Below are 18586 nucleotides of genomic sequence, written 5' to 3'. Positions count from 1 at the left end.
AGAAGGAGAATGAACGCCGAAGCATCGTGCGTCAAATTTGTGAAGGAGCTGGTCACGATAGCAACGGCAAAGCATTACACGGTGGCGGAGACTCCCAAGAGAAGCGCGAGTAGTATGATGCCGACCAAACCGGCGATGAATACCAACCGCTGCCAACTCCTCTTCAGGATGATTTCACCCTGGCGGACGTCTTCAGCAGAGAAAGTCGGGGGCGGCTTCTTAGTTTGGTCTGGCCTCTGCTGCTTGTTCATCCATACTCTGCCTTTTCATCACTGCGACAGGTTCTGTGCGGGAGGGGTGGGTGGCTGCCCTTGTTGCTCAGGTATATTGCTGCCAAATGGATTGATGATGAGCAAAACAAAAGCGATCACCAGAACGACAACAAGTCCGATGACGACGTGTCGGGTGCGCATGGGCCTTCTCCTTTTGGTGCGCTTTCGCAAGGACCGATGGTCCTTACTTTTTTCGCTTCTCCGCAAGCACCCGTGCCAGGGCATCTTTGAGAATTGCGCGGATCTCGTCGTTCGCTAAGCCTTGAATTGCGAAAGCCCGGCTTGGTTCGACGCCCGGATCTTCTTCCTGATCGCTGACGGTTTCATTGTCGCGCACCAGCGATTCCAACGCCTGATGAAACTTGGGATCTCCGGCAATGATTGTGAGCAGCGACACAAAAAGCCGACGATGGGCGTTCAACCGCGCTTCCGTTTCGTCTGCCATGTCGCTCATTTTATCGATCCCGCATCTAGCAGCGGAACGAGAGCTTGAGAAATTTGTTCCGGCGATAAGCGCAAATCGAGACGCCGACGTGGTGACGTTTCAAGATCGATATTGCATTCGGTGGCCGCTAGTCGGACGAACTGTTCCAGCGCAGAACCGTGGGAAGCATTCCCCGCTCCGCCGGCCATCCGGTCAGGGAACGATACCTCGGCAGGCCCAGGCGACGTTCGCAAAAGATCTCCGGCCGTCGGGCTGGCCGGCCTCGTAGGCGTCGCGCACGGCAGCCTCGGTGCGCACCCGTTCCGCGGCGTCGAGCGTGGCCACATATTTGCCGAGCGGCCCTTCGCCAGCGCCAATCGGTGTCCAGTAGTCGTCAAAGTTTTGATAGTCCATGCGGATCATCAGCTGGGTTTCCGTGACGTTTACGAGACCCTGCTCGACAAAAGTCCGTTTCATTTCGCCCGGTTGCATCATCGGTTGGAAGCAATAGCGGGCGCGCAGCTGGCGCCCGGCGTCGCTGAGAGCCGCCACCGTGTCGACCATCATGCGCATGCCGGGCATGCCGCCGAGATGATCCCATACGGCCGCCGCGACGATGCCGCCCGGCCGGACGACGCGACGCATCTCGGCGACGGCCTTACTGGCCTCGGGTACGAAGTGGAGGACGAGCAGCGCCAAGGCGCGGTCGAACGTGCCGTCATCGAAAGGGAGTGCGCAGGCGTCCGCTTGCCGGACCTTTATGCGCGGGTCGGTGTTGCGCCGGATTGTTTCCTCGACAAAGACGGGAGAATAATCGATCGCGGCGATCTCGCCGAGCTCGGCGGTCCTGGCGAGCGCGAACGTCAGGCTGCCGGTGCCGCAGCCGACATCGAGAATCTTTTCGCCGTCGGCAAGCCCCGCGAAATCAATGAACATGGGCGCGAGTTTTTGGCTCCAGCGCCCCATGAGTTGCTCATAGCCGGCTGCATCGTGGATGGTGAAGCTTGAGGTCATCGAACTATCCATAGATTTTGGTCATATGCTAGACTTCGATAGAGTGCTTGCCAAGGCGCAAAAGCAATCGCTTTAAGGGGTAACTGATCGCTGTGTTCACCCCGCTTCAGTCATCTCGATCAACTGGATCAAGTTCCCGCAGGTGTCGTTCAAGACGGCCATCTTGACAGTGCTTGCATCCATAGGCGCTTGCGTGAACTCCACTTCCAAGGGCACGCAGCCATATTCCGCGTCCAGTTCATCGCCTCGGGGGTGCGCTGTGGAGGCGTCGCGTAAATCTGAGGTTTCTTAGGTGGAGCTTAACGTTCTGGAATTAAGCATGTTCTCATGAAAAGGGCATGCTACACATGAAACATCCTCGGCTTCGCGCGGTATTCCTTCTCCTCATCCTTCCTGCTGCCGCGTCGGCGTCCATCTGGGCGGCGCTCGCGATTATGATCGGGGTCGCAACAGGAGCTACCGACGAGGCGTCCATTGGACGGCAGCGGCATCTTGCGGAAATCGTGGTTGCGAAGCTGCAGGAGGGCGTGGCCCACGATCAGGAAAGCGTGACGGTATGGGACGACGCAGTGCGAAAGGTTGCCGCTGGTGATCAGGACTGGATGGAGATGAACCTCGGCAAGTGGATGTTCACTTACTTCCAGCACGAGCGGGCGTTCGTGGTCGCTCCAGACGGGAGTGCAATCTACGCCTTCGCCAGTGACGAAGCCGACCCCAAAGAAGCCTTCCGGCAGATGCATGACATAGTTCTTCCGCTTGCCCAGAAGCTCCGGAGGAGGCTGGTCATAGGCGACCAGAGTGGCGTCTCCGACCAAGTCCTTAGCATCGGCGAAAGCGAGCTGGCCCTCGTCAATGGCCATCCGTCAGTCGTCAGCGTGAAACCCATAGTGTCGGATTCCGGCGATATAGAACAGGATCCGGCGCGCGTAAATCTTCACGTCGCCGTACGCTATCTCGATGGCAACTTCCTATCCGGCATGGAGCAGGAATACATGTTCGACGACCTCCGCTTCGCATGGGCGCGAAGCAACGACGACGGCCGGTCCTATGCGAAGTTGAAGAACGCGACCGGAAGCGACTTCGGATATTTTTCCTGGCGACCGTTCGCACCAGGCGCCGCCGTGGCGGCCAGCGTCGGCCCAACGGTCGCTATCGCCGGTATCGCCGTCTTCGCTGCCATGAACGCTATGGGAGGGGCGGTGCTGCTACGAAGCCGCCGCCTGCAGCGCAGCAGAGCCGAGCTGGAGCACCTAGCCGCGCACGACGGCCTCACCGGACTGGTGAACCGCTCCGAGTTCCAAAGACACCTTTCTCAGTCGTTCGCCTCCTCCGTACCTGGACAGTCCACCGCAGTGCTGTTCATCGACCTGGATCGTTTCAAGCAGGTGAACGACATGCTTGGCCATGCGGCGGGCGACGCTCTCCTAGTGGCGGTTGCCGGCCGCCTGCACGATGTCTGTTCCGGAAGCCTTGTAGCGCGCCTCGGTGGCGATGAGTTTACCGTCGTCCTGAAGAACGTCTGCGAGGAGAACGTGGCCGCCGTCTGTGAGCATATCCTTGAAGCGATGGGGCGCCCCTTCGAGATGGACGGAGGCCCGATCAGCATCGGCGCGAGCATTGGGGTGGCTATCGCCGAGAGCGGAATGGCCGCTTCGGAGCTAACGAGAAAGGCTGATATCGCGCTGTATAATGCCAAAGGCGCCGGCCGAAACTGCTACGCGATTTTCGGCGCCCATATGGAGGAGCTCCTCCAGACGCGCCGCGAAATCGAATACGATTTGCGGCGGGCCGTAGCCGAAGGAGAAGGACTGGAGCTTCATTTCCAACCCGTCTATGCGGCGGACAACGGTGCGCTCTGCGGTGCTGAGGCGCTCCTGCGCTGGCATGACCCGATCCGCGGCAGCGTCGGTCCGGACGTGTTCATACCGATTGCGGAAGAATGCGGGCTCATGAACTCGCTTGGAGAGTTCGTCCTGAGGGAGACGTGCCTCGCCGCGCAGCGCTGGCCGGCGCTCAAGATCGCAATGAATGCGTCCCCGAAGGAACTCCGGGGCGATGGCTACCCGCTCAAGGTGATGTCGATGCTAAATCACTACGGCATCAACCCAGAACAGATCGAAATCGAGATTACGGAAGGTACGCTCCTTGACAGTGGAGGACAGTGCCAGCGAAACATCGAGACGCTTCGATCGGCTGGCGTCCACTTCGCGCTCGACGACTTCGGAACGGGGTTCTCCTCGTTTGGACGCCTTCAGAACGTCAAGGTCGACCGTATCAAGATCGACAAGAGCTTTATCGACCGGTTCGGAAAGGAAGAGGAGGGGCAGGCCATCGTCGAAGCCATGATCGGATTGGCGCGCGCCAAGGGCTTGAAGACGACGGCCGAGGGCGTTGAAACCGAGGACCAGCGCGTGGCGTTGAAGGAACTCGGCTGCGATCATCTTCAGGGGTATCTGCTGTCCCGGCCTCTTTCGAAAGAGCAGTTCGATGAACTCGTCGGAGGCAACGTCGTCAACCTGCGTCTGTCAAAGATATCAACCCTCGCTCACGCCTCAAGCAGCCAGACCGAATAGCAGCGGCAGTGAGGCGGTCAGAGTCGCAAGCAGCATGCCGGACGGGCGCGCGAGGTCGACGCGCGGCGTGCTGTTGCTATTCTCGTTGAGATTCCGCCACGCAAGAAGCCGCCGCGGCCGCCAGGCCCCGCGTCGCCAGCGTCCACGGCCGCAGGTACTGCTGCACGAACGTTTGACGCTGTCAAACGCCTTGGCTCGATCTGCAACCTCGTCAATAGCCGAGAATGTCGAAACTATGTTGTAGGCTATGGGTTTGATTAAAGGCACGATACTCTAGCTGTTTAGAACGGGAACGGAAATCAGGCTCTCACTTGGATGATGTCAGGGATTTCGACGGGAATGTGCGCCTCGCGAGCGGCATCGATGAAGGCCTGCCTTGCCTGCTCTTTTGACGTTCTTCCGTCAGCTACGCCGATGCATACTTCCATGGCATCGAAAAATGCTTTGCCATCGGACACAGGCCAATACCGGAGAAGCATATCGAGGGCCTCCCGCGTATTTGTAATGGTGTAGAGCTGTCCGCTCTTCTTGCAGACAATCATTACCGGCTGAACCCATTGCGCATTGTCCATGGCCCACCTCACGACCTGTCGGCAAGTTACACTCACTGGAATCCTGCACGGGCGCAAGCGGATTCAAAGGTTGGGTTAATTTCTCATCGATCCTGAAGACACAGAAAAACGCAGGGAGCAGTTACCGCGCGTTTCGTTCGCCCGAACGCGCAGCGGTTTCCGGAGCCTTGGTGCGGGCAAGTTCCTGCAGGAATTGGTCCATCAGGGGGAATCTCCAAGCGCCAATACTTGCGTTCGGAGGCCAGCGAAAATTCAGGTTTTGTCTGCACCAATCGCGCCATTTGCAACCTGGGCTTCTGTCACATCTCCGCGACCCGCCAGCAATGCGGGTCGGTCGCTGGGAGGCGTCGCAACACCACGACCGCGGTCGGCGCTACGGACGACCGCGGTGCTCACAAATATGCTGCCAGGCTCGGCCATGGATTCAAGCCGCGAAAGGTCTCTCCGCAAAGCCGAGCTGGATACCGATACCCGCATCAAGGGCCTCATTCACGCTTGGGAATGCGGCGAGGTACCGTCGCCGGCGCTCTTGAAACTCCGGTCACCGTGGCGCTCGACCGACGGTTTGATGACATCATCGAAAACTGAACGCAGCTTTGCCTAGGTCGCAGCCTCGTCCTCGGCCATAAGGCGGCTATATCCGGCGATGTCGCCGGCCATGATCGCAGCGAGCTTCCGTTCCACGCTAAGTTCTCGTTACTTTACTTCGGGTCACAACGTGCCTCTTGCCAACACCGGTTGCTATCGGGTTGGAGGAAAAGGAGATCAGCCCTTGCGCTTGGTCGTTCCTGAAATCCATTTGGCCTGCTGGCCGCTGAGCAGGGCGCGATAGCGTTCCTGGCTGGCGGTCAGGTGAGCACGCATGGCGGCGCGGGCGGCTTCCGGGTTATTGGCAGAAATCGCCTTCAGAATTGCCAGATGCTCTCGTTGCAGGCCTTCCTGATAGTTACGCGATAGCATGCTGTCTGTACCCCAAGGGGAAGCGACGTCGCAGGGGATCGCCCGCATGCCGAGCGCATCGAGAACTTCTACGTAGTAGGTATTATTAGTGGCGGCCGCAATTGTGCGATGGAAAGCGAAGTCGCTCTTGCCCGTTGCCTCGCCGCGCTCAAGCAGCCGGTCGAATTCGAAGAAAGCTTCCTGGATTTGAGCCTCCTGAGCGGCATTGCGCCGCAGTGCGGCAAGCCCCGCGCTTTCGATCTCCAGTCCCATGCGCACCTCGATCACGTTAAGCGCGTGGGAGATCTTGTTGCCGACATCAAGGGTGATCGAACCGAAAGCAATCGTCGGGTGGTCCTTGACGAAGACGCCGGCGCCTTGCCGCGCCTCGACAAGTCCATCGGCGGCAAGGGTCGCAATCGCCTCGCGGACAACGGTGCGGCTGACGCCGAAGAGCTCGCCCATCCGGCTCTCCGTGGGTAGCTTCTGGCCGGGCGCGTATTCCCCGGACAAGACCTGAGCACGGATGGCCGAAACCACGCTTTCGGAGAGTTTCGGCCTTCGCTCGACCCTCAAATCAACGGCTATATCGGCCGCCATGTCGCTCTCCTATTTGAACACAGCCGGTAGCCACAGCGAAATTGCCGGGATGTAGGTGACCAGTCCGAGCACCACCAGGCCGGCGCCGTAGAACGGCCAGATCGAGCGCATAGCCTCCCAGACGGAAATCTTGCCGACCGCACAAGCCACGAATTGCACGGCGCCGACTGGAGGCGTGTTCAGCCCGATGCCGAAATTCAGGATCATGATCACGCCGAAATGCACCGGATCGACGCCGTAGGCCTGCGCCACCGGTAGGAATATCGGCGTACAGATGATGATGGTCGGTCCCATGTCCATGAACGTGCCGAGCAAAAGCATCAGGACATTGAGCAGCATCAACACCGTCAGTGGATCGTCGGCGACGGTCTTCATCCAGGTCACCAGCGAGGCCGGCACCTTGAGGAAGGCCATCAGCCAGGAGAAGGCGGCGGCGGTGCCGATGATCAAAAGCACCATTGCCGTCGTGCGCACGGCGCCTTGCGTGGCGTGGACGAAGTCTTTCCAGCTCATCTGCCGGTAGACGAAGAAGGTTATCAGCAGCGCGTAGAGCACAGCGATGCACGAGCTTTCCGTCGCCGTGAAGATGCCGGACCTCACCCCGCCGAAGATGATGGCGATCAGCAGAAGCCCGGGCAGCGCGACAGCGAGCAGATGCGCCGCCACGGCAAAGCCGGGGAACGGCTCCGTCGGGTAGCCGCGCGAGCGCGCGACGATGTAGGCGGTCACCATGAGTGCAACTGCGAGCAAGATGCCGGGTAGTATGCCGGCGGTGAACAGGTCGGCGATGGAGATCTTGCCGCCTGCGGAGATCGAATAGATGATCATGTTGTGGGAGGGCGGCAGGAGCAGCGCGATCAGCGCCGCCATCGAGGTCACGTTGACCGCATAGTCCGCGCCATAGCCGCGCTGCTTCATCTGCGGGATCATCAGGCCGCCGACGGCTGCGGCTTCTGCCACCGCCGAACCGGAAATGCCGCCGAACAGCGTCGCGGTGACGATGTTGACCTGGCCGAGACCGCCGCGCACGTGGCCGACCAGGGACGCGGCGAAGGCAACAATGCGGCTCGCGATGCCGCCGCGTACCATCAAGTCGCCGGCGTAGATGAAGAAGGGGATGGCGAGCAGCGAAAACACGCTCATGCCGGAATTGAGCCGCTGGAAGACGACGAGCGGCGGTAGGCCCATGTAGACCACCGTTCCGAAGCTGGCAACCCCGAGGCAGAAGGCGATCGGCGTGCCTATCAGCATCAGGGTGGTGAAGACACCGAATAGGATCCAGAGTTCCATCGCAACTACACTTTCAATTTGACGTTCGGGTCGGCATTGATGTTTTCGATCTCGACGGCGATCTCGGCGGGCAAAATCTCATCCAGCGCATCGTCGATCGGTTCGCCGGCGAGACGAAGCACGATGCGCTCCAGCGAGAAGATCACGGCAAGCACACCGCCGGCGGCGAGCGGCAGATAGTCGAACGCGCCGGAAATACCCAGGGACGGCAAGGTGGTGTTCCAGGTCAGGCTCATAAGCGCACCGCCGTACCAAATCATGCCGGCGCCGAAGGCCAGGATGACCACGTCCGAGATCATGCGCAGGACGCGCTTGCCGGATTTCGGCAGCACGTAGAGCAGCACGTCGAAACCAAGATGGTTGTTCTCCCGGATGCCGATGGCGGCGCCGAGGAAGATGAACCAACTCATCAGCATGACCGAACCCGGCTCCGTCCAACTCGGCGAGTCGTTCAGCACGTAACGGCAAAATACCTGCCAGGCGACGAAGGCTGTCATCAGCACCAGGCCGGCGCCAGCGAGCCACAGTGCGGCGTTGCTCAGGCGCGTCAGGAAATTGGTGACGGGTGTCAGGTTGTTCGACATAAGGGCCTCGTCGAATTTGGGCGTTCACTCTCCCTTATGGGGAGGATCGATCAAGATTTGCGTGAAACGGCAGATGAACCGGGGTGGAGATAACCGCCACCCCGGTAGCCTGACGCCGCCTCCTGCAAAAAAAGGGACGCAAGGCGCGGCTACTGCACCGCTTTTACATCCTCGACCATCTTCTTCAGCACGTCGTTGGTGACGTGCTTCTCGTAAACCGGGGCCATGGCGTCGATGAACCCCTGCTTGTCCGGCATGGTGATCTGCGCGCCGAGTTTTTCGACATTGGCACGCGATTCAGCGACCTTGGCTGCCCAGAGCTCGCGCTGCTTGGCGACGCTGTCCTTGGCTGCCTGCTTGAAGATCTCCTGATCCTCCGGCGTCAGCTTGTCGAAAGCGGCCTTGTTCATGACGAACACCTCCGGCAGGATCGTGTGCTCGTCAAGCGAGTAGTTCTTCGCAACTTCCGCGTGCTTGGCGGTGTCGTAGCTCGGGAAGTTGTTTTCCGCGCCGTCGATGACGCCCGTTTCGATCCCCGAGTAGACTTCGCCATAGGGCATCGGCGTGGCGTTGGCGCCGAGGGCCGCCACCATGTCGACGAAGATGTCGGACTGGATAACGCGGAACTTGAGGCCTTTCATGTCGGCAACCGAGGCGATCGGTTTCGTCTTGTTATAGAAAGAGCGTGCGCCTGCGTCATAATATGCCAGCACCACGAGGCCGGCTGGTTCGAACGCCTTCTTGATCTGGTCGCCGATCGCGCCGTCCATGACCTTGTGCATGTGTTCTTCTGAACGGAAGATATAGGGCAGCGCCGGCACGATGGTTTCCTTCACCGTCCCGTTGAACGGCGCCATCGAGATGCGGTTCAGCTCGATCACGCCCGAACGCACCTGCTCGATCGTGTCCTTCTCTTCGCCGAGCTGCGCGGAATGGTAGACTTCGACGGCGTAGCGGCCGCCCGTGCGCTCCTTCACCAGCTCGCCGAAATACTTGACGCCCTCGACGGTCGGATAGCCATCCGGATGAGTATCGGACGATTTCAGGACCGTTTGAGCGCTGGCCGCGCTGCTCATGAACGAGGCGGCAACAATAAGACCCGCCGCCAGTTTAACAAAGCTTTTCATGCTCTCCTCCCGATTTGCATGACGATTTAATTTTTCAGAGCCGGTACGCCTGCTTTGAGAGTCCAAAGGAAAAGTCCCCCTGCACGCTTTGCCTCCTTCCGGCGATAGTCCACGACCAGACACTGGTGGTCCGGCACGATTGAGAAGTTGCGCGAATTAGGAAGCCGCTCCTCCAACCGGCCCTCTATGGCTAGGGCCAGCAAGATGTAATGTCAACATACAAAACCTATGTACTTGTATGATGAATTCTTGCGCCCCGTACGGCAGAAAAACAAGCAGGGAACATGCAGACGAGGCGACAACGCAACATTGACAAGCAGGTGAATGCGGGCGTTCCTGTGTTGATCGATTGAAGGGCTGACGGAGGGACTGAGATGGCAAAATTGCGCATCGGGTTGATCGGTCTCGGCATGGCCGCAGCGCCGCATGCCAAAGGGCTGCTCGATCTTAAGGACAGAGTGGAGGTCACTGCCGCCTTCAGCCCGACGCCTGCGAGGCGGAAAGCATTTTCAGAGACCTACGGTTTTTTGACTTGCGACGACGCCGAGACGATATTCAGCGACCCGTCGATAGTTGCGGTCATGATCCTGACGCCGCCCAATACGCACCTCGAACTGGTACGGCGAGCAGCCGAAGCACACAAGCACGTGCTTCTCGAAAAGCCGCTGGAGATCACGCAGGAGCGGGCGCGGGCGCTGGTCGAGGTGGCGGAGCATGCCGGGATAAAGCTTAGCATCGTTCTTCAGCATCGCTTTCGTCCGGTCAGCATGGCATTTGCGGGACTGATCAATGAAGGGCGCCTCGGCGAGATCGCCAGCGCTTCGGCGCGCCTCCACAACTGGCGGCCGCAAAGCTATTATGACCAGCCGGGACGCGGCACTCGGGCTCGTGATGGCGGCGGCGTGCTTCTCACCCAGGCCATCCACACACTTGACCTTCTGGTTTCGCTCGCCGGCCTTCCGGAGGAGGTCAGAGCCTATGCGGCAACCAGCAAGGTGCACCGCATGGAGACGGAAGATCTGGCAATGGCGGCCATCCGCTTCGCAAGCGGAGCAATCGGGACGGTGAGCGCCACCACCTGCGCCTACCCCGGTTATCCGGACGAGATCGACGTCATCGGCACCCGCGGCATGGCCCGCCTCGGCGGGCGAAGTCTTGCCGCTTCCTTCCACGATGGAACCGAAATTTCAATCGAAGACAAAGCAGCCGGTGGTGCCGGCGCCGATCCTATGGCCTTCCCGCACGACCATCACCGCGCCGTGCTTGCCGATTTCCTCGACGCTATCGAGCATGGAGGCGAGCCGCGCGTGACCGGGCGCGAGGCGCTAAAGGTTCACCGCCTCATTGATGCCATTCTCGCCGCCGCCGAAAGCGGCCAGCCGGTACGTCCGTAAAGCGTTTCCGCGAGCAACCAAGCCGGCATGGTCGAGCTTAGTCTGGCGTCTGGTCGACCTGGCTCAGGAACTATCCTTCCCGGCGGGAGTTGAGCGTGGAAGGGAGAAACCGACATGCCAGCAAAATCCAAAGCACAGCAGAAGGCGGCTGGAGCAGCTCTCGCAGCAAAGCGCGGCGAAATACCGAAAAGCGAGCTTAAGGGGGCGTCCAAGCAGATGGTTGAATCCATGAGCGAGAAACAGCTCGAGGAGTTCGCCGCGACCAAGACAAAAGGAAAACCGGAACACGTCTCCCGGAAGCAGTAGGACGGCGTCAAAGGCGACTCCGTGCCCTCGGCCTATATTTGGCTCAATGAATCGGCAGGTTTCTCTCTCAACGTTGGCCCTACAAGAATGTCATCGGCCCTGCGTTCAGGATCACACGCCCGCATTTCGGCCGTCAGCAATTTTAAAGCCTCAGCCAACTTTCTTTCCGCATTGACGGTAAACGCTGAACCGGCTTCCCGCAACTCGCCGTAGGCTTTTGCGCACTCATAGACCTCATCGACCCTGGCAAGACACTCCGCTGTGGGTTTGATGAGTCTCAGGGCGAGACGGAGGTTGATTGCGATCGCAAGTTCGAACGCAGCAGCCGAGAAACTTGCAACCGCGCCCGGGGGATGGACTCGGTTCAGAAACACCTGCCATTGAGGGATCATTGCGGTCTCCGGAACACCGACCTAAATTTCATGAAAAACGAGAGTACGCGAACACATATCTCTCGTGGGTTGATCATGCCCTCCAAGTCCTCGTCTGTCCTCGGACCTTAGTCTTAACGCTAGCGGACGAAAGTCTGATCCCGCCCATGGGAAAGGTCTGATGACCTTCAATCCGGCGTATCGAGGGTTGACGGCCAGCATCCGACATGAGCAATCTCATGGAGCTTGGGCTGGAGTTTTTCGGCTTCGAATCTTGGCTGCACGTAAATTTGCTCAGCAGGTTTTGCCCGCCGTCTCGAGCCGAATGTCCGCCATTGCTCCAAGTGCGCCCTTTAATTATCACAAAGGATGTGGGTGCTGACCCGCGTCAGGTAACAGCGATGACTACGCGTCGGAATTTTCTAGCCATCTTGTGTTGGGCTTCGGTCGGCGCTTCCCTTTCGGTTCTTCCCTACAAGATCGAAATTGCCGGATCCGCATTCGGCGTGACCGCCCAGTCTGCTCTGGCCAAGAGTGGAAACAACGGGAATGGGGGTGGCAACGGCGGGGGCAATGGCAACGGCGGAGGCAATGGCGGAGGCAACGGCGGAGGGAATGGAAACAGCAGCGGCAATGGGAACAGCGGCTCGAGCAACGGCTCTTCCGGAAAGAACTCTGGTGCATCAGCTACGACAAGCGACAACTCCTCGCTCGAAGTGCGTCACGTCGATGGAATGAGCGAGGAGATCAAAAGGGGACGCTACGTCATGAAGGACGCGAAAGGACGCACGATCGTCAATCGGCGCGCCACCTTTGATGATGTAAAGCGGCTTCGGTCGTTCAGTCCCTGACCAGCTTTCGATCAACGGCATCGCGAAGGACCATCGCCGCCTCGGTCCTGTTATTGACGTCAAGTTTCGCCATGACCTGTGTCATGTGATGCTTGATCGTTTTCTCGTGCAGGTCGAGTTTTCTGGCCACCTCCTTATTGCTAAGTCCTGTCGCGACGAGGCTCAGAACTTCGTGCTCGCGTGCGGTAAGCGCCGCAATTGCGTCAGCATCAGAAGACGGGGGTGGATTGTGAAGCAACTTGGCGGACAGCGTCGGCGCGACATATCCGTCCCCCGCAGCCACCGTACGGATGATGTCGGCAAGCGCCCTGGAGCCGACACCCTTGAGAACATAACCTTTCGCCCCCGCTTTCAAGGCGCCGGTAACGTCGTCGTTGGCTTCAGAGACCGTCAACATAATGATCTTCTGCGACGGTGATACTTCAAGGATCGGATCAATCGCATTCAGTCCCCCGCCGGGCATGGAAATGTCGATGAGCATGACGTCAGGCTGCAGGTTCTCTGCAATTCGCAACGCGTCATCCCTCGATCCGCCTTCGGCAACCACCTCGAAGCCGTCGATCTCCGACAAGCTCCTCGTTACGCCCTCTCTAAACAACGGATGATCGTCGATAACCGCGACCCGTATCTTTTCGCTCATACTTGCTCGGCCTCCTCAGTATTCAGTGTCATTCTGACGATCGTGCCTGGCGCCGCGGATGTGATCTCGAACGTACCGCCAAGACTTTCAACGCGTTCCCTGAGGCCTGCAAGCCCAAGGCTGGTAGGCCCGACGTCGTCAGGGTTGAAACCCGGCCCATCGTCTGCAACCTCCACAGTGACGCACCTTCCCTGCAGGCGTTGAATAACGTGCTGGCCACCGCCGCCGTGACGATGCGCGTTATTCAGCGCCTCCTGGACGAAACGGTAGACGCATATCTTCGCAGACGGCGACAGACAAACAGATGTGCTGGATGTGACCAAGTCGACCACCGTTCCGGTTCTCTGCCGATGCGCGTGAACACTCCGCTCCAATATTTCCGAAAGACTCGCAGCCTCGATCTGCGGCAAGACCAGACCGCTGCAAATCGTGCGGATTTCGTGCATGGCCTCGTCGAGGCTTGCCTTGATGGACGCGATCTCCTGCTCGCGCCTGGCCGGAGAGGTCGGGGAGCCGACGACGGTGCGACTATCCAGCCGAAGCGACGCATAGGCTATAAGCTGGGCCGGGCCATCGTGAAGATCAGCGCCGATGCGCCGCAGATGGCTCTCGTTCAACGCCGTGACACGCTCGGACGCGCGCTGGACACGCTCCCGGAGAGCCTCGTTCTGGGCGAGTAGGGCGGACAGATCGTCAATCCGCTGCCTTAACGCGTGACGCTGGTTTTCGATCGTCCGGCTGCCCCTTAGAACAATCGCAGATAGCGTGGCAAAGAACACGAGCGTAAAGCCTGCCACGGCGAGCCACGTATGAAGCCGGGCCCGGTTCAGGCTGTGCTGGAAGTCGTAGGCAATCTCGTAAAACTCGGAGACGGCGACCACCTGTCCCGACCAGGGCTGAAGGACAGGGTTATAGATCTCCAAAAGCGGTTTTCCGGCCAGGCGTTCTGTCTCGTCCTCGACATCATCGAGGTCGTTGAATTGCGCCGCCATCTTGCCGGCAAAGGCCGTCTTGAGTTCATCGCTAAGCGGGAACCTCTTCCCGACCATGGCCCTGTCGTTCGAATAGAGAACGGTTCCGTCCGACCGCCACAAACGGAATGACAAAAGCCGGTCTCCGAGCGCACCTTGCCCGAGCGTCTCGTCCAGAGCTCTCGCGACCGTGTCGTCAAGCGCCTCGCTCGTCTGCATGTCAGGCAGCAGCGGAGCAACGACACTGTCCACGTAAAGGGCGGTCGTTGCGGCAGAATTGCGTGTAACGGCGTCTTCGATCATACGTGTCACGAACGCCCCGACCAGGAGCATCGCCACGATCGAGACGACGCCGCCAATGACCAGGAACTGCTTGGCCAGCGACTGCGAATTCCACTTTGAAATCAGGTTGGGCCGACGCACGAGTATTCTCGGGGATTGGTCGCATAAACTGGGCGACCCGTTTCGATCTGGCAGACAGCCTACCGTCTCCGCTGCGGCGGTCAATGGTGAGCTCGTCCTGCCCCGACTATCAGACGTTTGGAATCCCTCCATCGGACTTAAGTCCTAACCGCCGCGGCATTGGTCTGAGGATCATGGAATCGCGCCGCTGCGCGAGCTATTGTCGCCCCACTGATGCCGCTCATCTGCAGCGACCGCGATTTGCATCGCTGCTTCAACAAGGAGACAATCACATGCCTATCAGGAAACTTGTCGGCCGGAGCATCCTCGCGCTCGCCATGACCGTCGCTCCACTGGCGGGCGCCTCGCTGGGGATATCGGATGTGGCCTTCGCCAAGGGCGGAAATGGCAACGGCAATTCCGGGGGTGGGAATGGGAATGGCAACGGCAATGGGAATGGCAACGGAGGCAGCCATGGCAGCGCCGGTTCGAACCATGGCAAGTCTGGCAACGCGCATTCGAAGGCGAGTTCCAAGACTGGGACTGCAAGCACGCCGACGCTCGAATCGCTTTTCTTTCACGACAAGAAACCCAGCAAGGCCGTAAAGGCGGGTAAGCCCGCGAAGGCCGGCAATGCTGCAAAGGCAAGTCTGAGGAGCGCCAAATCAGATACGGCTGGCCTGAGTTCGTTGAACCGCAATTATCACGCCTACATGAATTCCAACGACCCGCGGCTGGCCCCTGTTGCCGACTATGTGATGGCATATGCGGAATTCGAAAAGGTAAGCGGGCCGGATGTGCTTCCGACGGATCCCGAACTGAGCGATGAGGCGCTGCGCGAGGCTCTTGCGGGCTTCACGAAGGGAGGGGTCGTGAGCGACGATGCCCTTGCAGAAGCAAAGGAAATCCTTGGCGTGGGGCCGGCCGTCGGCAAGATCGATGAGATTCGCGAAACGCTCCCCGAGCCGGAGATCGTGGATACCGTTGAGGAGCCGGCAGCCACGGAAACGACAACCGTGACGATCGTCACCGAGACGCCAGTCGAACCGGCGAACTGACGTTGGTCATTCGCCGGTACCTTGCGGCGGTGACTGAAGAGTAGGTCCGCTCGGCTTCAGGCTATTTTCGTGCTAAAGTACGAAAATTGGGGGGCGATGTTGAATGGGAGGACGAAAACATGCCCACTCAAGTCCCAAAGGATTTCCGCCGTGTGATCGTTGCCGCGTCGGTAGGAAACATCATCGAATGGTATGACTTCTATATCTTCGGAAGCTTGGCCGCCGTGCTTTCGGTGAAGTTCTTTGAGCAATCCAACCCGGTTGCAGCTCTGCTGAGTACGATTGCGCTGTTCACCGCAGGATTCCTGATCCGTCCCTTGGGGGCGTTCCTCTTCGGCTGGATGGGCGACCGGGTCGGCCGCAAATACACGTTCCTCATCACGCTCAGCGGCATGGGGTTGGGCACAGGCGCCATCGGCTTGATACCGAGCTATCAGGCGATCGGGCTGACCGCCGCATTCCTCCTCTTCGGCCTGCGGATGGTCCAGGGCTTGTGCCTGGGCGGCGAGTATGGCGGGGCCATCACCTACGTCGCCGAGCATGTCCCCGACGAACGCCGCGGCTACTACACAGGTTGGCTTCAGACCTCTCCAACTCTCGGGATCGTGGTGTCGCTGGCCGTGATCATCGCGACGCGCACGTATTTCGGCAATGAGGTCTTCGACGAATGGGCGTGGCGCATTCCGTTCCTGGTATCCTTCCTGCTGGTAGCCATTGCAATCTATATCCGGCTTCAGCTCCGGGAGACACCGATCTTCCAGGAGATCAAGGCTAAGGGACAGATGACCCGAAATCCCTGGAAGGAAGCCTTCCTCAGTGCCAACATCCAATACGTCGGGATCGCGACCATCGTGCTGATCGGGCAAGGAGTGGTCTGGTACAGCGGCCAGTTTTGGGCTTTGTACTTCCTGCAGCAGGTTTCCAAGGTGGACTCGCTGACCTCGTCCTACATCGTGGGAGCTGCGCTGCTCATTGCAACGCCGAGTCTGATCTTTTTTGGCTGGCTGTCAGACATTGTCGGCCGCAAGCCAGTGATTCTCGGAGGCATGCTGCTCGCCGCGATCACGTACTATCCGCTGTATTTGTGGCTGGGAACAGTCACGCAGCCTGACAACATCAACTTCCCGGCCGCGATCTTCATCATCTTCATCCTCGTTTGCTATGTCGGGATGGTATATGGCCCGGTCGGAGCGTTCCTGGCGGAATACTTCCCCGGCAGGATCCGGTACACGTCGGTATCGGTGCCGTATCACATCGGCAATGGCTGGGGCGGCGGATTGGTGCCGTTCATCACCTCGGCGGCGTTCGCGGCCACCGGCAGCATCGGCTACGCGCTGATCTACCCGATCGCGGTTCCTGCCGTATGCTTCCTGCTCGCCCTCTTCCTGATGCCCGAGACCCGCAGAATAAGCATCTGGGAGCCGGTCGAGCCTAGTACCGGATCGTAACAAGGTTGTCCGTGTGCGGGCCGCAAGGCCCGCCTCGCACCGTCGCATAGGAGCGCCCGTGACCCGCCAATCGCCTTCGACAGCCATCGCGGCAATCGCATCACCGGCAATTTCATTCTGATCGACCGGATGACCAATCGGACCATCGATGCCAATATGTGTCGAGCGGAAAATATTCGCTGGCAGGCTCTTGAGATCAATCGCGGGTCGCGTGCCGTCCTGATGAACCAGCGGCCTGCGGTCGTATGGTTCACCGGGCTTTCAGGCTCAGGCAAGTCGACTGTTGCAAATAGTCTCGAGAAGCTGCTCCACGCTAAAGGCCGTTACACCTACGTGCTGGATGGCGACAATATTCGCCATGGCCTCAACCGCGATCTTGGCTTCACCACTGAAGACCGCGTCGAAAACATCCGGCGCGTTGCGGAAGTGGCCAAGCTGATGGCCGATGCCGGATTAATTGTGCTCGTCTCCTTCATCTCGCCTTTTCGCGCCGAGCGCCAGCTCGCACGCGCGATGATGGAAAAAGGCGACTTCTTCGAAGTATTCATCGACACACCGATAGAGGAATGCGCCAGGCGCGATCCGAAGGGGCTCTATAAGCGCGCGATCACCGGCGAGATCAAAAACTTCACTGGAATCAGCTCCCCCTACGAGCCGCCGGAGAATCCTGAGCTCCGTCTTCGCACGGTGGGTTCCGATCCTGATCGGCTCGCCATGCAGGTGGAGGAGTTGCTCGGCGTGCGCCCTGCGGGCTGAGGGTGGGAAATCAGGTTGAGGGCGAACTGACAAGCTATTCTGCCCATCGCGGCGGTTCTCTCTATCACTGAAAGTTGAAAGGATGCGCGCGGCGGAAGGTCACTCCCGGACCAAGCTGTGTTACAGTTTTCTTATTATTTGACTAACACAGTGATTGGGTTGCCGATGCTTACGACACTCGCTGTGCTCATGAGCCTCTCTGGCGCCGCTGCGACGATGGCGCAAGCGGCAGGAGGCGAGGTCGATGTTGAGCTCGTCCTCGCGGTCGATACCTCCCGGTCCATGGACTATGAGGAAATTCGCATCCAGCGTGAGGGTTATGTCGAAGCGCTCAAGCACAAGGAATTCATCGACGCGGTAAAGAACGGTCCCACCGGCCGCGTCGCCATAAGCTATTTCGAATGGGCAGGCTATGTGGTGCCTGGTTCCGTGATCGATTGGGAGGTAATCGAGACGCAGCAGGATGCGGTCGATTTCGCCGGCAAGCTTGAAGCACGGCCGATCAACACGCAGCGCCGCACGTCGATCTCCACCGCCATCGCCCAAGGCACGATGATGATCGCCTCCAGCCCCTATAGCGGCGTGCGGGAGGTGATCGATGTTTCCGGGGACGGCCCAAACAATTCCGGCGACCCGGTCACGCCCAGCCGAGACAAGGCGATGAAAGCAGGCGTCGTCATCAACGGCCTCGCGATTATGCTGAGGCCATCTGAGAGCCGGCTCGACGAGTATTATGCAGATTGCGTGATCGGTGGGCCCGGCTCCTTCGTGCTGCCGGTGCACAAGATCGAGGATTTTGCCGTTGCCGTGCGCCGTAAGCTGGTCATGGAGATCAGCGGCTTTACCCCGCCGGCCACGGTACGGAAAGTTGCTGGCGTCGAGCCAACGACCGATTGTCTGATTGGCGAGAAGCAGTGGCAAGACCTGTTCGACCGCTGACTTCCACTATTTCATCCTCTCCAGCTTTGGTTCGGTCCTTGAACGGCGGACAGGA

The 18586-nt window shown here is 59.4% G+C and carries 18 protein-coding genes and 2 pseudogenes; 8 read left to right on the top strand and 12 right to left on the bottom strand.

What is annotated here, in order from left to right; all coding sequences use genetic code 11:
- Positions 1–269 precede the first annotated feature (269 nt).
- The 3 genes from N2599_RS13395 to N2599_RS13385 form a co-directional block, all read right to left on the bottom strand.
- Positions 270–413, bottom strand: a complete 144-nt coding sequence (locus N2599_RS13395) for a hypothetical protein (protein WP_156915272.1) — start codon at positions 411–413, stop codon at positions 270–272.
- A gap of 43 nt (positions 414–456) precedes the next feature.
- The gene (locus tag N2599_RS13390; RefSeq protein WP_027510063.1) at positions 457–726 is read right to left on the bottom strand and encodes a hypothetical protein; all 270 of its coding nucleotides are present in this window, start codon (positions 724–726) and stop codon (positions 457–459) included.
- Positions 727–909: 183 nt separating this feature from the next.
- The gene (locus N2599_RS13385) at positions 910–1710 is read right to left on the bottom strand and encodes a class I SAM-dependent methyltransferase (protein WP_027510064.1); all 801 of its coding nucleotides are present in this window, start codon (positions 1708–1710) and stop codon (positions 910–912) included.
- A gap of 347 nt (positions 1711–2057) precedes the next feature.
- Here N2599_RS13385 and N2599_RS13380 point away from each other — a divergent pair, with 347 nt between their 5' ends.
- Entirely contained in the window at positions 2058–4283 is a 2226-nt protein-coding gene (locus N2599_RS13380; protein WP_051336574.1) for a putative bifunctional diguanylate cyclase/phosphodiesterase, read from the top strand.
- Positions 4284–4582: 299 nt separating this feature from the next.
- On the opposite strand, the gene N2599_RS13375 is transcribed toward N2599_RS13380, so the two are convergent.
- The 6 genes and pseudogenes from N2599_RS13375 to N2599_RS13350 form a co-directional block, all read right to left on the bottom strand.
- Positions 4583–4855 carry a DUF982 domain-containing protein gene (locus N2599_RS13375; protein ID WP_027510065.1) on the bottom strand — a complete coding sequence of 91 codons (273 nt, stop codon included), beginning with the start codon at positions 4853–4855 and terminating at the stop codon, positions 4583–4585.
- Between the two features lie 357 nt (positions 4856–5212).
- Positions 5213–5539, bottom strand: a pseudogene (locus tag N2599_RS13370) (nucleotidyl cyclase domain-containing protein); the annotation flags it as partial.
- 81 nt (positions 5540–5620) lie between these two features.
- A complete protein-coding gene (locus N2599_RS13365; protein ID WP_027510067.1) occupies positions 5621–6394 on the bottom strand; it encodes a FadR/GntR family transcriptional regulator in 774 nt (257 codons plus the stop codon).
- Positions 6395–6403: 9 nt separating this feature from the next.
- Complete coding sequence (locus tag N2599_RS13360) at positions 6404–7684, bottom strand: TRAP transporter large permease (protein ID WP_027510068.1); 1281 nt, start codon at positions 7682–7684, stop codon at positions 6404–6406.
- Positions 7685–7689: 5 nt separating this feature from the next.
- Positions 7690–8268 carry a TRAP transporter small permease gene (locus tag N2599_RS13355; protein ID WP_027510069.1) on the bottom strand — a complete coding sequence of 193 codons (579 nt, stop codon included), beginning with the start codon at positions 8266–8268 and terminating at the stop codon, positions 7690–7692.
- Positions 8269–8417: 149 nt separating this feature from the next.
- Positions 8418–9395, bottom strand: a complete 978-nt coding sequence (locus tag N2599_RS13350; RefSeq protein ID WP_027510070.1) for a TRAP transporter substrate-binding protein — start codon at positions 9393–9395, stop codon at positions 8418–8420.
- Between the two features lie 374 nt (positions 9396–9769).
- Here N2599_RS13350 and N2599_RS13345 point away from each other — a divergent pair, with 374 nt between their 5' ends.
- Entirely contained in the window at positions 9770–10789 is a 1020-nt protein-coding gene (locus tag N2599_RS13345; protein ID WP_027510071.1) for a Gfo/Idh/MocA family protein, read from the top strand.
- A 114-nt stretch (positions 10790–10903) separates the two neighbouring features.
- The gene (locus N2599_RS13340) at positions 10904–11095 is read left to right on the top strand and encodes a DUF3008 family protein (protein WP_027510072.1); all 192 of its coding nucleotides are present in this window, start codon (positions 10904–10906) and stop codon (positions 11093–11095) included.
- Positions 11096–11127: 32 nt separating this feature from the next.
- Here N2599_RS13340 and N2599_RS13335 read toward each other — a convergent pair whose 3' ends face one another.
- Positions 11128–11487 (bottom strand): hypothetical protein, encoded by a 360-nt coding sequence (locus tag N2599_RS13335; RefSeq protein ID WP_051336564.1) that lies wholly within the window; start codon positions 11485–11487, stop codon positions 11128–11130.
- A 380-nt stretch (positions 11488–11867) separates the two neighbouring features.
- On the opposite strand from N2599_RS13335, the gene N2599_RS13330 reads away from it, so the two are divergent.
- Positions 11868–12317: a hypothetical protein gene (locus tag N2599_RS13330; protein WP_027510073.1), complete on the top strand. Its 450-nt coding sequence runs from the start codon at positions 11868–11870 to the stop codon at positions 12315–12317.
- Here N2599_RS13330 and N2599_RS13325 read toward each other — a convergent pair.
- Positions 12307–12957, bottom strand: coding sequence for a response regulator (locus tag N2599_RS13325; protein WP_027510074.1), 651 nt, complete (start codon positions 12955–12957; stop codon positions 12307–12309). The genes N2599_RS13330 and N2599_RS13325 overlap by 11 nt on opposite strands.
- Positions 12954–14351, bottom strand: coding sequence for a sensor histidine kinase (locus N2599_RS13320; protein WP_027510075.1), 1398 nt, complete (start codon positions 14349–14351; stop codon positions 12954–12956). Before N2599_RS13320 ends, N2599_RS13325 begins: the two co-directional genes overlap by 4 nt.
- A 272-nt stretch (positions 14352–14623) precedes the next feature.
- Here N2599_RS13320 and N2599_RS13315 point away from each other — a divergent pair, with 272 nt between their 5' ends.
- From N2599_RS13315 to N2599_RS13300, 4 genes and pseudogenes are all read left to right on the top strand, one after another.
- A complete protein-coding gene (locus N2599_RS13315) occupies positions 14624–15388 on the top strand; it encodes a hypothetical protein (protein WP_027510076.1) in 765 nt (254 codons plus the stop codon).
- A 119-nt stretch (positions 15389–15507) separates the two neighbouring features.
- The gene (locus N2599_RS13310) at positions 15508–16836 is read left to right on the top strand and encodes an MFS transporter (RefSeq protein ID WP_027510077.1); all 1329 of its coding nucleotides are present in this window, start codon (positions 15508–15510) and stop codon (positions 16834–16836) included.
- Positions 16837–16902: 66 nt separating this feature from the next.
- Positions 16903–17592, top strand: a pseudogene (gene cysC / locus N2599_RS13305) (adenylyl-sulfate kinase); the annotation flags it as partial.
- Positions 17593–17757: 165 nt separating this feature from the next.
- Complete coding sequence (locus tag N2599_RS13300; protein ID WP_027510079.1) at positions 17758–18531, top strand: DUF1194 domain-containing protein; 774 nt, start codon at positions 17758–17760, stop codon at positions 18529–18531.
- Positions 18532–18586: the final 55 nt, after the last annotated feature.

The sequence above is a fragment of the Rhizobium sullae genome (genome assembly GCF_025200715.1).
In the GTDB taxonomy this organism is placed as follows: Bacteria; Pseudomonadota; Alphaproteobacteria; order Rhizobiales; family Rhizobiaceae; genus Rhizobium; species Rhizobium sullae.
This window is presented reverse-complemented; position numbering and strand designations above follow the sequence as displayed.

Coding starts and splice junctions, on each gene's coding strand:
- N2599_RS13355 (WP_027510069.1), bottom strand. CDS start 8,268: ATGTCGAACAACCTGACACCCGTCACCAATTTCCTGACGCGCCTGAGC.
- N2599_RS13350 (WP_027510070.1), bottom strand. CDS start 9,395: ATGAAAAGCTTTGTTAAACTGGCGGCGGGTCTTATTGTTGCCGCCTCG.
- N2599_RS13345 (WP_027510071.1), top strand. CDS start 9,770: ATGGCAAAATTGCGCATCGGGTTGATCGGTCTCGGCATGGCCGCAGCG.
- N2599_RS13340 (WP_027510072.1), top strand. CDS start 10,904: ATGCCAGCAAAATCCAAAGCACAGCAGAAGGCGGCTGGAGCAGCTCTC.
- N2599_RS13375 (WP_027510065.1), bottom strand. CDS start 4,855: ATGGACAATGCGCAATGGGTTCAGCCGGTAATGATTGTCTGCAAGAAG.
- N2599_RS13300 (WP_027510079.1), top strand. CDS start 17,758: ATGCTTACGACACTCGCTGTGCTCATGAGCCTCTCTGGCGCCGCTGCG.
- N2599_RS13315 (WP_027510076.1), top strand. CDS start 14,624: ATGCCTATCAGGAAACTTGTCGGCCGGAGCATCCTCGCGCTCGCCATG.
- N2599_RS13365 (WP_027510067.1), bottom strand. CDS start 6,394: ATGGCGGCCGATATAGCCGTTGATTTGAGGGTCGAGCGAAGGCCGAAA.
- N2599_RS13310 (WP_027510077.1), top strand. CDS start 15,508: ATGCCCACTCAAGTCCCAAAGGATTTCCGCCGTGTGATCGTTGCCGCG.
- N2599_RS13390 (WP_027510063.1), bottom strand. CDS start 726: ATGAGCGACATGGCAGACGAAACGGAAGCGCGGTTGAACGCCCATCGT.
- N2599_RS13335 (WP_051336564.1), bottom strand. CDS start 11,487: ATGATCCCTCAATGGCAGGTGTTTCTGAACCGAGTCCATCCCCCGGGC.
- N2599_RS13325 (WP_027510074.1), bottom strand. CDS start 12,957: ATGAGCGAAAAGATACGGGTCGCGGTTATCGACGATCATCCGTTGTTT.
- N2599_RS13385 (WP_027510064.1), bottom strand. CDS start 1,710: ATGACCTCAAGCTTCACCATCCACGATGCAGCCGGCTATGAGCAACTC.
- N2599_RS13330 (WP_027510073.1), top strand. CDS start 11,868: ATGACTACGCGTCGGAATTTTCTAGCCATCTTGTGTTGGGCTTCGGTC.
- N2599_RS13395 (WP_156915272.1), bottom strand. CDS start 413: ATGCGCACCCGACACGTCGTCATCGGACTTGTTGTCGTTCTGGTGATC.
- N2599_RS13360 (WP_027510068.1), bottom strand. CDS start 7,684: ATGGAACTCTGGATCCTATTCGGTGTCTTCACCACCCTGATGCTGATA.
- N2599_RS13380 (WP_051336574.1), top strand. CDS start 2,058: ATGAAACATCCTCGGCTTCGCGCGGTATTCCTTCTCCTCATCCTTCCT.